We start from the raw sequence: 16,355 nt of genomic DNA, 5'->3' as shown, positions 1-16,355 counted from the left end.
TTAGCTCCTTTTCAAAATTTGGTCCAAGACTTCTATTAATCGTTCCATTTGTTCTTTTGTCCCAATGGAAATTCGCAAATAATCTTTGATACGCGGTTGGTTAAACCAGCGGACCAATATTTGTTGCCTGCGTAATGCTTCAAATAATTCTTCACCTGCAATAGCAGGATGTTTAGCAAACAAGAAATTGCAATAACTGTCGGTCATTTCAAACCCACGTCGTTTTAATTCTTGCTTACTCCATTCCCGAACAGCCATAGTTTCACTGATGCAATCGTCTACATAAGCTTGTTCTGCTAGTACAGCTGCTCCTGCTGCTTGAGTCATCGCGTTGATGTTATAAGGATTCACACTGTATTTTATGCGGTTTAGATTTTCAATCAATTGACTATTTCCCACCGCATAGCCTAAACGAGCTCCCGCTAACTGACGAGACTTAGAAAAAGTTCCAACAACTAGTAAATTATCAAATTGATCAATGTAAGAAACCATTGATTTCCCGCCAAAATCGATATACGCTTCATCCACCACCAGCAAACGATCCGGATGCTTAGTTAAAAAGTCGCAAATCGTTTCACAAGAAAGTAGCAAGCCTGTCGGTGCATTCGGATTAGCAATGATCACCGTGCCAGCTAACTCATCATAATCGGCTAAATCTAAAGAAAAATCTTCCTTTAAAGGAACAACATTCGCTTTCGCTTGATACATATCACAATAAATACTATAAAAACCATAAGTTACATCAGGGAAAGACATCCCTTTTTCCGTAAAGGCTTGAAAAACAAAGGATAGGATTTCATCACTACCATTTCCCAAGATCACTTGATCTCCTTGAACACCCAACTGCTTAGCCAAGGGCTCTATTACAATACGAGCCGCTGTATCTGAATAACGGTTCAAGGTATGAGCGGCTTCCTTAACTGCTTCCATAACTGATGGTGCTGGTTCATAGGGGCTCTCATTGGTATTCAACTTGATGAAATTATTTTCCTTCGGTTGCTCTCCCGGAGTATAGGGCACTAACTGGGCGTATTTTGAGTGTAAGAAATTCATTTGTCTTCCCCCTTCAAACGAATAGCCATGGAACGAGCATGTCCATCTAAGTGTTCCGTTTTAGCAAACAACTCGACAGATGGTCCAGCTTCCTCCAATGCTTCTGGCGTATAATAAAGATAGCTGCTTTTCTTTACATAATCATCAACTGATAGCGGTGAATAAAAACGCGCCGTGCCTTCTGTTGGCAATGTATGGTTTGGTCCTGCAAAGTAATCACCTAATACTTCAGGCGTATAGTGACCTAAAAAGACACTTCCGGCATTCTTCACTTTTCCTAATAGAGCAAACGGTTGATCCACTGCTAATTCTAAATGTTCAGGCGCAACTTGATTGGCTAACTCAATGGCTTCATCCAAATCCTGTGCTAGAATCAATTTCCCATTATTGTCTAAAGACTGCTGTGCGATTGCCTGTCTTGGCAAGTCAGCTAGCTGCTTGTCGACCGCTTGAGCTACCTCATCAATCATCGTTTCTGAAGTGGTCACTAAGATCGCCTGTGCCAATGGATCATGTTCGGCTTGAGCGATTAAATCTGCCGCCAACCATTCTGGATCGGCACTATCATCAGCCACGATCAATACATCACTTGGCCCGGCAATCATATCGATATCGACTAATCCGTAAACCATTCGTTTAGCCGTTGCAACATAGATATTTCCAGGTCCGACAATTTTATCAACCGCTGGAATCGTTTCCGTTCCATACGCTAATGCGGCAACGCCTTGTGCCCCACCTACTTGATAAATTTCATCGACACCGGCTATTTGAGCAGCCGCCAAGATCGCTGGCGCTAGTTTTCCTTCTTTACTAGGTGGAGTAATCATGACAATTCGTTTCACTCCAGCAATTTTAGCCGGTAAGACATCCATTAGTACTGTACTTGGATAAGCGGCAGTTCCGCCAGGCACGTAGACTCCCACAGTATCCAAAGGTATAATACGCTGTCCCATAACGACACCTTGTTCTGAAGTCGAAACAAACCCCTGACGTATTTGTTTTTCATGGAAGGCAGTAATATTTTCTTTCGCTTGTTCTAAAACAGCCAATAATTCCTTTGAAATTTCGCTTGTACTTGCAGCAATATCTGCTGCTGGCACACGTAAATCTGCTAAATCAACGCCATCGATATCTTTCGTTAACTGCTTAACCGCTTGGTCTCCACCCGTTTTAACTTTTTTTAAAATTCCAGCTACTGTTTCTGATACATCCACTGATTCAGACATTTTACGGGCTAAAATTTCTTTGTTGCTGTGTTTTACTGTCGAAAAGATTTTCAAATTTCCTGCCTCACTTTCTCAATAACCTCTTGAATTCGTGCTTGTTTGAAACGCCAAGTTGCATGATTGATAATCAAGCGGGCTGATGACGGTGCGATATCTTGGATCACCTTCAAATCATTCTCTTTTAAGGTGGTTCCTGTTTCAACGATATCAACAATGACATCTGATAAGTCTAACAACGGCGCCAATTCAATCGAACCATGTAAACCAATCAACTCAATCGATCGTCCAATACCGTCATAATAATCCCGCGTTATATTGGAATATTTAGTCGATACTCGTAACGGACGACTTTCATCTTCAACAAAATCATTGCAAGCAGCTACTGCGATTTTGCATTCGCCCATCTTCAGATCCAAAAATTCAATGACGTGAGCAGAATTTTCCATCAAAATATCTTTACCAACTACGCCAATATCTGCAGCCCCATGTTCGACATAAATCGCAACATCACTAGGTTTCACTAAAAAGAAGCGCAATTTCTTTTCTTCATCTACAAAAATCAATTTGCGATTGTCTTCAAAAACCCCTTCGCTGGCAATCCCCGCTTTAGTGAATAACTGATAAACCGTATCTCCCATGCGACCCTTTGGTAATGCAATATTTAGATACTCGGATTCCTTCGGTGCCGTTTTTTCTCCAAGGTGATTAAGCTTCATTCCAAAACCAATCGCACCTTGACTTTTTCCTTGTCGCTTCAGCAATAGATCGTAACGTCCACCATGTAATATTGTTTCCTTAGAGGCTTTAATAAATCCTTGGAACAATAATCCACTATAATAATCCGCATCATTCATGATTGAAAAGTCTAATCGCAAACGAATTAAAGATGATAATTCTGGATCGGATGTCAGCTTGTCATGCAATTCCTTTAGTTCATCTAAAGCCGCTTGTGCTTTAGGCAATGTCGATAATAGACGGCGAGCCTTTTCATAAAATTGCTCAAATTTACCAGAGAGACGCAATAATTTCCCAAGATTTTCACTTTCTTCTACTGGCAAGTTGTATTTCGTCGTTAGCTCATCCATTGCATGGGAACTCTTATGTTGTAAGGCCTTTATAACTTGTGGTCGCTCTTCGATAGGAAATTGTTCGCAAATCGCATTGATAATTCCCATATGGGACAAGTCCAATGTCCCTTCGCCAACTAACGCCAGACTCTTCCAAGCTAAACGTAATACTTCCAATTCGTCTTCTTGACTAATATTATCAATAATCTCTACACCAACTTGGCGTATTTTCTGATATTCGCCTTCTTGGCGATCCTGACGATAAACATCTTCCACATAATAGACCTTGCGACGTTCGCCAGAAGGTGTATTTTTGACAATTGAAATGGTCACATCTGGCTTCAGTGCCATCGTTCTGCCATCGTTTCCGGTAAAAGTAATAATTGTACTATCTTTAAAAAAATTTCGCTGTTGCTGATAGCCTTCAAACTCTTCAAAACTATTTAACTGGTATAGATGAAAATGATGCTCCTGGTACAACCTTCTTATTTGTAATTCGATTTGTTCCTCTGGACGCAACACATCCCAAAGCTCCTTCATCTATACCACTCCTTCTCAATATGAAATTCTAATAAGTTTATGTTTAAAGTATATTAATCATTCTATCATTAAAGGTCAAGAAAAACTGGATAATTTCTAAACAAAACAGGGATTTTTCTTGAAAAAATCTGAAAAGGATGATCCTAATTAGTTCCAGCCAATCTATCATAAAAAAATCTGTACCACCTTCTTAAAAAAGGTAGTACAGATTAGTTGGTATCACTATTCTTATCTTCCGGTTTCAGCATATTTTGCCATTCACCCATTTGATCGATGAACCGTTTGCTCTTTAAATGCAGCCCAACATATTCTTCGTATAATTGATCTATCGTTTTACGAATCGCTTGCTTGGTTTCCGATTTCAAATTTACGCTACTGATTTTGTCGTAAGAAATGGTCGAGAACATACGAATAAAATAAATTGCTCGAGCTTCAGCATGATAGCGATGTTGATCCAAGTGCCAGTGATCTTGACACAAAATACCACTATACTTCGACGAAAAATCAAATGCACCTGTTGTTTTTCCACAGACACTACAGGCGCGCCAATTTAGGGCAACACCAAAACGTTGCATAATCTGCATTTCAAAAATATTGAGGATTGTTTCCCCGTCATATCCTTGATCCATCAGTTCTAAGGCCTGCTTAGTAAAGCCGTACAAGGCCGGATCATACACATGGTCGTCAATCGCCGCATCCACCAACCCCAAAATATAAGAAGCATAGGCATTTAGAAAAATGTCTTCCTGTAGTTTACGAAAGGGTCGAACATCTTTGGCACTGTTTAAAAAAGACAGACCATCTCCCTTCAAGTTGCCAATATAAACGGCTTCAGTAAAAGGCATAATTGCTGTGCGTAACGGATTATTGGGACGATGAATTCCTTTGGCAAAAAACATCACTTTGCCTGCCGATTCAGTAAAGATCTTGATTAATTTGTCTTTCTCCTTGTAATCACGGCTAAAAAGGATCATTCCTCTTGTCTCACCTACTTGCGCCACAAACTCACCTCCGCTTTCTTTCTATTATATCTACTTACAAAGAATAGAGGCAAAGCAACAGCTCCGCCTCTATTCTGCTGCTATTTAATAGTCATCGTTGCGATAGCCATAATCTTGTAAATACGTCTTCTTATCGCGCCAGTCCTTTTGAACTTTTACCCACAGTTCAAGAAATACCTTGTCCCCTAATAAGCGTTCAATATCTTTGCGTGCTTGTGTACCGACAGTTTTCAGCATTTTTCCGCCTTTGCCGATAACAATACCTTTTTGGCTAGTGCGTTCAACGATAATCGTTGCTTGGATATGCACCTTATCGTTTTCATCTCGCTTCATTGAGTCAGTTACCACTGCCACTGAATGTGGTACTTCATCCCGAGTTAATTGCAGCAGCTTCTCACGAATCAATTCAGAAACAATAAAGTATTCCGGATGATCAGTAACTTGATCTTCTGGGAAGTACTGTGGTCCTTCTGGCATTTGCTCCACTAGGATGTCCATCATATGCTCCACATTATTACCTTCCGTTGCTGAAATCGGAATAATTTCCTTAAACTCCATGACTTGACGGTAGTCATCAATAATTGAGAACAACTCATCAGGATGGATTTTATCGATTTTATTAATTAGCAAGTAAACAGGTACTTTTTGATTCTTCAAGCGCTCTAGAATGAAGTTATCGCCAGGTCCGCGTTTTTGGTCGGCACTAATCATGAACATAATCGCATCGACTTCTCGCAGTGCACTGTAAGCCGCTTCTACCATGTAATCTCCTAAGCGATGTTTTGGTTTATGAATCCCTGGTGTATCAATAAATACTAATTGCGCTTCGTCCGTGGTGTAGACGCCTTGGATCTTGTTACGGGTTGTCTGTGCCTTATCACTCATGATAGCGATCTTTTGTCCCACAATACGGTTAAGCAGCGTGGATTTTCCAACATTCGGGCGACCAACAATCGCAACAAATCCAGATTTATGTTCTGTCATATGTTTAATTCCTTTCTTAAAAAAGCTGGGCGAACGTAGACAGCCAAAAAGCTCGTTCGTCCAGCGAAATAATGTTTAATTAGTAAGCAACGAAAAAAATTCAAGAAGTTTCGGTAAGAAAATAATCAGACCGACAATTATGGCAAAAAGCGACGTCATCAATACAGCTCCAGCTGCCATGTCTTTAATTTTTTTTCCAATCGGGTGAAAATGGTGGTCGGTACACATATCGACTACATTTTCAAATACTGTGTTAATGATCTCGACAATCCAAACCAAAAAGACGGCAAGAAAAATCCATAGCCATTCCAAACGATTTAGGCGAAAAACCACTCCGGCTAACATCGCAAGCCCACCCAAACAGACATGCTTGCGCATGTTGCGTTCTTCTTCAAACACGGTCTGGATTCCTTTAAGAGCGAATTCCAAAGAAGTGATAAAATCTTTGTTTTTTTTCGTGTTCTCTTCTTTTTTTATATCTTTTACTTTGACGGCTTTTTCAACTACTTTTTCAGTCTTATCTTTTGAGTCCATAGGCATCCAAAATCTCTTTCTGTAGTCCGAACATTTCCTTTTCTTCCTCGGCTGTCATATGATCATAGCCATTGATGTGTAAAAAGCCATGTACTGCTAAAAAACCTAATTCACGGTCAAAACTGTGTCCGTATTCATCAGCCTGTTCCGCTGCTCGTTCAGTCGAGATCATGATATCGCCCAGATTACGTGGCATTACCAGCTCTTCATCAAAAATAATAGGCACTTCACCTTCGCCATCTTCTTCTAATGCAAAGCTGATGACATCTGTTGGTGCATCTTTCCCTCGGTAATCACGATTAATGACTTGAATACCCTTATTGTCCATGAAAGTTACCGACATTTCTGTGTCCTCAGGTATTTTTAAATAATCAGCTGCAAATTGCAGCAACTCGTCAATTTCAGTGATTTTATCTTGAGAAACTTCACTTGTTTCATCAATAAAGGTAATGTCCACTACCGTTCGCCTCTTTCTTGCTCTTCTTTCATCTTCTCTGCTTCGGATTTCATTTTCGGATATTTGATCCGTGAATGGAAAGTTGAACTCAAACTGCTGACCAACGATTTTTCAACAATGCGAATCTCTTTTAATGTCAAGCCGGAATCATCCAGTTGACCGTCAGAAATACGTTCTTCAATCAGACCATGTACAAAGCTGCTAATCTTATCAATTGAAGGGTGATCCATCGCTCGCACGGCTGCTTCACAGCTATCAGCAATACTGACTACTCCCGCTTCACGTGTTTGTGGTTTTGGTCCAGGATAGCGGAATTCTTCTTCGGTGATTTCTGAATTACGTTCCTTTGCCTTCACGTAAAAATATTTCATTAGTGTCGTACCATGGTGTTGATAACAAATATCAATCACCATTTGCGGCATTTTGTATTCTTCTAAAATTTTAGCACCTTCAATCACATGACCAAAAATGATTTGTTTACTATCCTCTGGCAAAAGGAAATTATGGGGATTCTCAGCGCCAGGGGGTAAGTTTTCCACGAAGAAATTCGCATGACGGATTTTACCAATATCATGATAATAGCAGGCTACCCGGGTCAGTAAAGAACGACCACCAATTTCAGCCACTGCGTTTGCACTTAAGTTAGCCACCATCATAGAATGATGATAAGTTCCAGGTGCTTCTTCTAACAATTGCTTCAATAATGGATGGTTGGGATTACTTAATTCATTTAAAGTAATCACACCACTATCTGTCACTAATAGCTCAATATAAGGCTGCAAACCGGTTCCCAGTAAAAAGGAAAGAAAGGCTCCGGCCACCGCACAAATCAAGGTTCCCCAAGTAGTACTGTTAGTAAACGACAGTCCTTGATAAATATTCAAGATGATCGCCCAAATAAATGGGAAAACAACAATCCACAGCAGTGCTTGTTTTGCTTGATCTGACACGCGCTTTTGTTTCACCATAATAGCTAAAACGCCAGAAAATAGGTAGGTCATCAAAATGATCGTCAGCATATTAGTACCGATAGAATCATAATAAACAAACAAAGCAAAAATCGTTTGGAAAATCGCTGCTAAACTACCAGAACGCCGATTAACAAAAACAGTCAGTAATAATGGAACAAACGCCGCTGGAAAGAACAAGGCCAAATTATTGTTGCTAGTACTTTGGAAAATTTGCAAGAATTTCATCACCAGCACGCCGAACAGCATAGAAGTAGAATAGAACAAAATGAACCGTACTCTCTGAAATTCCACTTCAAATTGTCGACTATAAAACCATAGAACAAATCCTTGTAACACCGTGGATAAAATCATAGCAATTAATGGAAAAGTTGATCCGCCCGAACTAGTTAAACCTAAAAGTTTCAGCTTATTAAAAGCATTGGCATCAATTTGGCTGCCCTCACGAACAATAACTTCCCCTTGATAAATCATTACTGGTTGGACAGAACTTTCGGCTTGTTCTCGTAAATCTTCCGTTCGCTTCTCATTGAGAATGTCATTGACGACAATTCCATCATTCAGCAAATATTGAATCACTTGATTTTGATTATCACTTAAGCCGAATTCACTGATTTGATCCATCGCTTGTTGTTTGTAGTCTTCTAAATCACTTTCTCGAATACGTTTACTCATCTGTTCATCATTCAGTTTTAGTGCTGCATTTTCAACTTGATCCAGTTGCTGGCTATTTAGTTGAACTACCTGACGGAAAAAATCTTCCGGCAGCTGCTGATAGAAACTAACTGTATCCTGATCAATGCTTTCAAAATTCCTTTTTACGGCAGCCACCCGTTCTTCCACAGTTGGCTGAGGAATCGTTTCGCCTTCTTTGGCTTGTGATACTTTCGTTTGATAAGCTTTATCACTATCACTATTGGTTTTTTGAACCAAGTCAATCAATTGACTGATGCGATCGTGCTGCGTCCCAGCCAGTTCTGACTGATAGGTATATTCTGGAGTGACAGCTTCCGCAGCCAGTTGTCGTTTTTGCTGCGTTTCAGCACTATTTTCTACCGTTTTATTTGCACGGATGCTTTCAGCAGCTACTTGACCTTCTCGATAGTCCACACGTTTTTGACGTACGCTGGTAAACATCGTAGCAATCAAAAGAATTGCAAAAAAGATCAAAGTTAGCGGAATAAAACGCGAACCAAGTTTTTTTCGCAAGTTATTGATTGGTTGATTCAGCATGTTGTTTCCTCCAATCTACTCCTCAGACTGACGTAGATTCTCTTTCTCATAGGCTTCAATAATTTCAGAAACCACTGGATGTCGGACAACATCAGCAGATTCAAATCTTACAAAACGAATACGTTTAATGTTCCGCAGTGTTCGTTCAGCGTGCATTAATCCGCTTAATTGACCTTTTGGTAAATCGATTTGACTGGTGTCACCGTTAACTACCATTTTAGAATTAAATCCCAAACGAGTCAAAAACATCTTCATCTGAGCAATTGTCGTATTTTGCGCTTCATCTAAAATGACAAAAGCATCATCTAATGTTCGACCTCTCATATACGCCAATGGGGCAATTTCAATCACACCACGATCTAACAGACGATTCGTATGTTCAACTCCAAAAATTTGATGCAAGGCATCATACATTGGACGCAAGTAAGGATCAACTTTTTCTTTCAAATCACCTGGCAAAAATCCCAAGCTTTCACCAGCTTCTACCGCTGGACGCGTTAAAATGATCCGTTGTACTTCGCCCTTTTTCAAGGCAGCAATGGCCATAACAATGGCTAGATACGTTTTACCCGTACCAGCAGGACCCACGCCAAAAACTACATCGGATTTGCGAATAGCAGAAATATACCGGCTTTGCCCGATATTTTTAGGTCGAATGGGTTTGCCATTGCGATCCTTTAACAACTCTTCTTCATACATCATCACAAATTCATCTAAATGATTGTCTTTGGCTAAGCGAAGAGCAGTCATCACATCTGGTGTTGCCACTTTTATACCACGATCTATCAGCATCTGCAATGCTCGAATTACATCCGCCACTAATTTGGTTTCTTCTTTTTCTCCAATAATTTGGATGGTTTCACCACGTGTATTAATTGTTGTTGCGGTATTATCTTCTAAAAACTTGATATGTTTGTCATGGGAACCTAACAACATACTAATGTCATCTTTGGCGTTAAGTTTTATTTCCAACGACTCAAAATCGTTTTTTGTCAAAAATACTTCATCCCCTTATTTTAATCATTCACCCTATCATACCACACTCTAAATAAAAGAAAAATTGCAAGAGATTTTTGCTTAAGAAAGAACTAAAAAGACGGTATTTTAGCAAGGATCTGATAGATCCTCAATAAAATTACCGTCTTTTTTATTTTTCCTGGCAGATTGCCAAAAATTCTTCAAAATTTGTTTGCTTAGCTAGACGCTTTACACGAGCTGGCTCATTTAAGATCATCACAAGCTCTTCAAAAAGCTGTTCAAACGAATTGTCCCGTTCTCCTTTAAGAGCTAGCAGCAACACTAGTTTCACTTTTTTGTCCTGCCATTGGATGGGCTTATCAAAAGAACAGATAGCCACTGCATTTTTCTTTGCCTCCCGTTTAATGGCATGGGGAATTGCATAATAGTTGCCAAAAGCTGTACTGGACAGCGATTCTCGTTCCAAGACTTTGTCTACATAATCTGCTTCACAATAGCCTTTGTCATATAACTGTTGGCAAAGAAAGCTAATTACTTCTTCAGGTGATTTTTGAGACTGCTGCGGGAAAAAGAGTTCCGCCTCCAAAAATTTATTTAGAACGGAGGGGGTTTGGCTTTCTTCGACAAAAATCTGGGTAATTTCTGCTAGATCCTTCTCCGTTAAAAAGGATTGATAATGGTAAATCGGAATACTTGTCTCTAGGTGCAGTGATTCACTAGTTAAAATTAGATCCTTATCCTTAACCAATTTATCGTTGACATCAAACACAGATTTGGCAACCGACATTTCGATCTCAAAGTCTTTGATTCGATTAAGATAAGCCCGCACCATTCGTTGATTTCCTACCCCATAAGGTGAAACCAGTAGAACCTGCTTTTTCTTTTGACTACGAATATTTTCTAAAGCAGACAAAAAGTGCAAGGATAAATAAGCAATTTCATCTTCTGGAAACTGAATATTTAAGGTATTTTGTAAATAAGCAGAGGCGTAAACGCTGACGTTGTATACGAAAGGAAACTTACTCTTAATTTCTTCCAATAAAGGATTGGTTAAATATTGGTGATTGATTGCCCGTTTATATAAGGCTGAAACATGTGTCAACAAGTAATCAACAATTTTTTCATCCTGCGTGAAATCTAAATAAAAAATCCCTGTGACACTCTCCAACAAACTCGCTATAGTTTCTTTTAACTGAAGCTCCTCCAGACTTTCACTGGAAATAATTGCTCCTGAATATAATCGATAGATATAAGGAAGCTCTTCTTCAGGAATGTTCACCTGAAATTCCTTCTCCAATAGCTCCGCTAGCTGTCTAGTAAGCCGCCGACTTTCTGGCTCTTCCATTACTGGCCTAGTTGTGTTCAAAAAACTCGCTTTGCTGACTCGTTCCAACAATACCGCAATATGCAAAATAAAAGAAATCGTCGAAAAATCATTGATTGAAAATTCTTCCTGCTGATGGTAGCGAATAACTATTTGCGAAAGCTTACCTAGATCGATTTGACCAAAATAACCAGAATATTTTTCTAAGCTTAATTTATTCGCTTCAATTTCCTGATTTAAAAACAAAGTAAATACCCTGCGTTTTTCAGCTTCTTCTCCATCAATGAATAAGCGATTGTTCTTTCTTTGAATAATCAATGACTGATCCTGTCGAGAAATCAAATCATTTAATTCCTTAATAATCCGATTCAAGGCTGACTCACTAATAAAAAAGTCATCCGCCAATTCGTAAAAGTCACAGCTTTCTTGATCGATGATCTGCACTAACAATTCAAAATGAAGATTCGAACGTTCAATCGTTTTTTCTTTTTTCAGCAATGAGATAGTGTCTGGATTCAAATAAAACCCAGCCCCTGCTTTTGATAAAATGACTGTCTGTTCTGCCTGTCCATTTAATTGTTGAATGTCATTACGAACCGTTTTGGTAGATACTCCAAGCTCTTTTGATAACTGCTGGGCTGTAAGAGGGAGATTGCTAAAGGACAATTTCTCTATGATCTGTTCTTGTCGTTGAGAAATTTGCATTGTGTTTCATCCTCCTGAAGGCTTTTTGGCATCCTAGATTATATCATAATAGTGGCTGTGACGTTTTATGTCACAGCCACTGAAAACCGCATAATCGGTGTAACTGAAGCAGCTCTTTCAGAAATAAACCGCATAATCAGTCTAATTGAAGCAGCGATTTTCGGCTTATTTCTCGAAGTCGGACACTTCTGTCAAAACCTCAAGTACTAAGCAGTTGTTGTATCGTTTGGCACATCCACTGATGAATCACGTAGTTCCGCTACTTGTTCTTCTTCGGATTCTTTTTCCAATGCGACCAAATTCTTTTCATAAACTTTAAAGAATGGGTAGTAAATGACCCCGTCTAAGACAATTAATGCAAAAACAAGAACCAGTGCTCGCCAATCCATGGTGGATAAAAATGCTCCGATTGGTGCTGGCATTTGCCAAGAAAAGACAGCGAAAGTTTTTCCGACGAGTCCAACTGACATACATAAGTACGTTACAATTCCGTTGAATACCGAAGTGAAGATAAACGGCACAAAGAAAATTGGATTTAGCATTAATGGGGTACCAAAAATCATTGGTTCTGAAATTCCGAAAATTGAAGGTAAGAATCCGACCTTTCCGACAGTACTTAGCTGTTTGGATTTCGAACGCATCATTAGGAAAGCCAGAGCTAAAACAGAACCTGACCCACCGATGATAACAAAATATGTCCAAAACGGTGTTGTGAAAATGTTGCTTAAATCTGCACCTGCCATTTTTTCAGCGGCATTAATGGACAAGTTACCATCACGAATTGGACCTAAGATACCTGCTAAGGCTGCATCGTGGATACCAAAAAACCAAAACAGATGAATCAAGAAGATACTCAAAATAGTAAATGGCAAGCTATCAGCTGCTTTAAAGCTTGGTGCCATAATATTGTACAAGAATTGTACAGCCGTCGTATCAAATGCATGGAAAATAATAAAGATGATTGAGAAGAAACTCATCAAAATTAATCCCGGTACAAGAGACGCAAAGGTTTCTGACAAGGATGCCGGTACACTATCGGGCATCGAAATGCGACCAATATTTTTCTTCCGCATCCAATGATAACCTTCAACCGTTACAATCGAAACAAATAATGCCAGCAAAATCCCGCGTCCGTCAAGGAAACCAATCTCAACTTCTTTACCATCCCAGCCTAATTTTAACGGTGTCAGTACCAGCATTAAAAAGCCGACCACTGAGAACATTAACGGGCGTAAAACATCTTCTTTATAATGACGGCATAAAAAGTAAGTAACACCGATACAGATGAATAATGACATGGCACTCAACGTGATTCCACTAATCCAGTTCAAAATCATACTGTTCTCTTCGGCAAAATTTGCCCACGCAAGTAAGAATCCATTAGTAGTATTTTCAGTAACGGGTGCTGCAGTCAAAATAATTGGAATTGAACCAAACAAGGTAATCGGCAGCATGGACATAAACGCATCTCGGGTTGCTTTCAAATGCCGTTGTTGACTTAATTTGTTAGCTAACGGCGATATATATTGATCCATTTTTTCACTTAAACTACTAAATCCCATAGCTGATTAACCCCCAATCAATTTTTTGATATCTTCGTAAACACCTTTACCATCCATAATGCCATATTTCATTGGTGAGATTGCTTCAACCGGCACATCCACTGCAGCCTCGATTTGGGGTTTTAAAAAGCGGATTTGTGGACCAATTAAGACTAAATCTACCCCTTCAAGAAAGTCTTTATATTCAGATTCACTATAAGCATTTACCTCTAATGTATTATTAGAAGCTGCTTCGATTTTCTTCGCTAACATACCTGTAGACATTCCAGCATTACATACTAACATTACTTTTTTCATTGTAGATTTCCCCTTTTTAGTTTTCTTTGCCACCTGCTTCCTGAACTATTCAAGAAGCTGATGACAAGATTTCATTTTTCACTGCTTAATCAAATTCTCTTCTTTGAATTTTTTCTCCATTGCTTTCGATGATATCTTTAAACCAGTAATATGAAGCTTTAGGTGTACGTTTTTGTTCTTTTTCAAAATCAACAGCAACTAATCCATAACGTTTTTCGACACCATTTTTCCAAGAATATAAGTCGAATGATGCCCAAGCATAGTACCCGCGAATATCTGCACCAGCATCCATCGCATTCATAATGGCATTGATGTGATCATTCATGAAAGAGATACGGTAATCGTCATTTACTTGATCTACTGTTACGTCTTCACGAACTCCTACTCCATTTTCTGTCACATAGATCGGCAAGTGATAGCGATCCCAAGCTTCAATCAAACCATCCTGTAACCCTTTTGGATAAATTTCGGTATCCCATTCGGTGGTTTCGTTGTTTGGATCTTTTACTTGCTCAAACCACCCTTTAATTAAAACTTTCGATTCACCTTTTTTACCAGAATGATTGAAGGAAAGCTGTGTTTCACCGCCAGTATAAGGTTTCACTAAAGTTCTCGAGTAGTAGTTCAAGCCGATGAAGTCAACGGTATTTTCTTTAATTACTTTCAATTCATCTGCCTTCATAAAACTCACATCGTAATCCTTGGCTAATACAGAAATTAAGTCAATCGGAAATTCCCCTAAAGCAGCTGTGTCTAAAATCCAGTTGTTGCAGTAGTTATCCGCATAACGCATCGCAATTCTTGTTTCGATTGAATCGTCTACGCCATTAACTGGTGTATAACTGTGAACAATACCGATTTGACCTTTGTATCCACCTTCTCTAAAAGCTTTCACGCCCAGTGCACTTGCGTACATTACATTGTAAGCCGCAATCATCGTTTTCTGTGGGTCTTGGAAGCCTGGAGGATAGTTGCCGATCATGTACCCATTAGCAACAAACCATTTCGGTTCATTAAAGGTTGTCCAATTAATAATTTTATCTCCGAAAGCTTCATAGCAGACCTTTGCATAGTGTTCAAAAGCTGTACAGACCTCATGATTTAACCAGCCACCAGTCTCTTCCCAATATTGTGGTAAATCCCAATGGTATAATGTAACAAAAGGTTCGATATCATATTTTTTGCAAGTATCTAAAATTTGGTGGTAGAAGTCGAGCCCTTTTTGATTAACATCGCCTTCTTTATTTTTAATGATCCGTGGCCAAGCAAGCGAGAATCGATAAGAAGTTTGACCGCCTTCTGCCATCATGCGAATATCTTCTTCATAGCGATGATAGTGATCGCTGGCGATATCGCCATTTTCCAGATCGTTTTCATGCAGATAAACATCCCACATTGATGGAACTTTTTCATCTGCATCCCAAGCACCTTCACATTGATAAGAGGCTGTTGCCCCACCCCATAAAAAGTTTTTATCCATTGATAGTCTCCTTCCATTTGTATAATTCCCCAAACTCAGCAATCATATCTACAGCAATATCTGTTGATGTTAAGTGGCCTTCTGCGTGAACCAATAATAAATCTACATCTTGCATCCGATCTTCTGAAGAAAGTTTTCTAAGCATTTCTGCGTGTGCGCGATGCGCTAATTTCATTTCACTTTTTGCTGTTGCATATTTTTCATCAAATGTTTCGAAATCTCCTTGTTTAACAGCGAGCAGGGCTTCGTAAGCGTCACTTTTCGCATTGCCTGCGTGTAAGATGATAGCCATTGACTCCATCTCCGTTCCAACTCTGACTTCTTCCATTTATAAGTTCCTCCTCCTTCTTTCTGATATAACTATAAAACGTTTTCACATTAAGTTAAATTTTTTATTTTCCACTTTAATGTGGAAATCGAATAATTGTGATTTAAAAATGTGAAAAACTTGTTTAGGAACAAAAAAAACCATCGAGGAGAACTCCTCGATGGTAAGAATTTTTATTGTAGCAACTCTTTCACAATAGCATTGACTTGATTACCGTCCGCCTTACCTTTGACTTGCGGCATCACAACACCCATTACTTTACCAAATTCCTTTGGCGAAGTTGCTCCAGTTTTGGCAATTGCTTCACTTACAATGGTACGAATTTCATCTTCTGAAAGTTGTGCCGGTAAGTAGTTTTCTACAATTGCGATTTCTTTTTTGACTTTGTCCGCTAAATCAGTTCGATCAGCTTTTTCAAACTCTGTCAAAGAATCACGACGCTGTTTCATCTCACGAGATAAAACGGTCAATTCTTCTTCAATTGATAAATCTTGACCTGTTTTGATTTGTTCATTTTGAACAGCGGCTTTAAGCATTCGGATCACTTGTAAAGACTCTTTGTCTTTACTGCGCATCGCTTGCTTCATGTCTTCGTTTAGCCGAGTAAGCAGTGACATC

At 39.2% G+C, this 16,355-nt stretch carries 15 protein-coding genes; all 15 read right to left on the bottom strand.

All coding sequences use genetic code 11. The features are described 5' to 3' along the window. The 15 genes from hisC to IGI42_RS13970 all read right to left on the bottom strand — a co-directional run bounded on the left by hisC (position 1) and on the right by IGI42_RS13970 (position 16,354). Positions 1-1,053, bottom strand: a complete 1,053-nt coding sequence (hisC, locus tag IGI42_RS14040) for a histidinol-phosphate transaminase (RefSeq protein ID WP_438716484.1) — start codon at positions 1,051-1,053, stop codon at positions 1-3. Further along, positions 1,050-2,333 (bottom strand): histidinol dehydrogenase, encoded by a 1,284-nt coding sequence (hisD, locus tag IGI42_RS14035; RefSeq protein ID WP_438716483.1) that lies wholly within the window; start codon positions 2,331-2,333, stop codon positions 1,050-1,052. Before hisD ends, hisC begins: the two co-directional genes overlap by 4 nt. Next, on the bottom strand, positions 2,330-3,886 hold the full coding sequence (hisG, locus tag IGI42_RS14030) for an ATP phosphoribosyltransferase (RefSeq protein ID WP_438716482.1): 1,557 nt from the start codon (positions 3,884-3,886) through the stop codon (positions 2,330-2,332). The genes hisD and hisG overlap by 4 nt, the downstream gene beginning before the upstream one ends. Before the next feature lie 209 nt (positions 3,887-4,095). After that, entirely contained in the window at positions 4,096-4,887 is a 792-nt protein-coding gene (gene recO / locus IGI42_RS14025) for a DNA repair protein RecO (RefSeq protein WP_438716481.1), read from the bottom strand. An 84-nt stretch (positions 4,888-4,971) separates the two neighbouring features. Continuing rightward, positions 4,972-5,871 carry a GTPase Era gene (gene era, locus IGI42_RS14020; protein ID WP_438716480.1) on the bottom strand — a complete coding sequence of 300 codons (900 nt, stop codon included), beginning with the start codon at positions 5,869-5,871 and terminating at the stop codon, positions 4,972-4,974. A 75-nt stretch (positions 5,872-5,946) separates the two neighbouring features. After that, positions 5,947-6,411 (bottom strand): diacylglycerol kinase family protein, encoded by a 465-nt coding sequence (locus IGI42_RS14015; protein WP_438716479.1) that lies wholly within the window; start codon positions 6,409-6,411, stop codon positions 5,947-5,949. Further along, positions 6,389-6,862, bottom strand: coding sequence for an rRNA maturation RNase YbeY (gene ybeY / locus IGI42_RS14010; protein ID WP_438716478.1), 474 nt, complete (start codon positions 6,860-6,862; stop codon positions 6,389-6,391). Before ybeY ends, IGI42_RS14015 begins: the two co-directional genes overlap by 23 nt. Next, a complete protein-coding gene (locus IGI42_RS14005; protein WP_438716477.1) occupies positions 6,862-9,063 on the bottom strand; it encodes an HD family phosphohydrolase in 2,202 nt (733 codons plus the stop codon). Before IGI42_RS14005 ends, ybeY begins: the two co-directional genes overlap by 1 nt. 15 nt (positions 9,064-9,078) lie before the next feature. Further along, positions 9,079-9,999: a PhoH family protein gene (locus IGI42_RS14000; RefSeq protein WP_438717052.1), complete on the bottom strand. Its 921-nt coding sequence runs from the start codon at positions 9,997-9,999 to the stop codon at positions 9,079-9,081. Between the two features lie 211 nt (positions 10,000-10,210). Continuing rightward, a complete protein-coding gene (locus IGI42_RS13995) occupies positions 10,211-12,070 on the bottom strand; it encodes a BglG family transcription antiterminator (protein ID WP_438716476.1) in 1,860 nt (619 codons plus the stop codon). Between the two features lie 206 nt (positions 12,071-12,276). Further along, positions 12,277-13,632, bottom strand: coding sequence for a PTS sugar transporter subunit IIC (locus IGI42_RS13990; protein ID WP_438716475.1), 1,356 nt, complete (start codon positions 13,630-13,632; stop codon positions 12,277-12,279). 6 nt (positions 13,633-13,638) lie between these two features. Continuing rightward, entirely contained in the window at positions 13,639-13,929 is a 291-nt protein-coding gene (locus IGI42_RS13985; RefSeq protein WP_438716474.1) for a PTS sugar transporter subunit IIB, read from the bottom strand. Positions 13,930-14,014: 85 nt separating this feature from the next. Beyond that, positions 14,015-15,409, bottom strand: a complete 1,395-nt coding sequence (locus IGI42_RS13980; protein WP_438716473.1) for a glycoside hydrolase family 1 protein — start codon at positions 15,407-15,409, stop codon at positions 14,015-14,017. After that, positions 15,402-15,737, bottom strand: a complete 336-nt coding sequence (locus IGI42_RS13975; RefSeq protein WP_438716472.1) for a PTS lactose/cellobiose transporter subunit IIA — start codon at positions 15,735-15,737, stop codon at positions 15,402-15,404. Before IGI42_RS13975 ends, IGI42_RS13980 begins: the two co-directional genes overlap by 8 nt. A gap of 173 nt (positions 15,738-15,910) precedes the next feature. Then, positions 15,911-16,354 (bottom strand): GatB/YqeY domain-containing protein, encoded by a 444-nt coding sequence (locus IGI42_RS13970; protein ID WP_438716471.1) that lies wholly within the window; start codon positions 16,352-16,354, stop codon positions 15,911-15,913. Position 16,355 lies beyond the last annotated feature (1 nt).

It is taken from the genome of Enterococcus sp. AZ109 (assembly GCF_051714625.1).
In the GTDB taxonomy this organism is placed as follows: Bacteria; Bacillota; Bacilli; order Lactobacillales; family Enterococcaceae; genus Enterococcus_A.
This window is presented reverse-complemented; position numbering and strand designations above follow the sequence as displayed.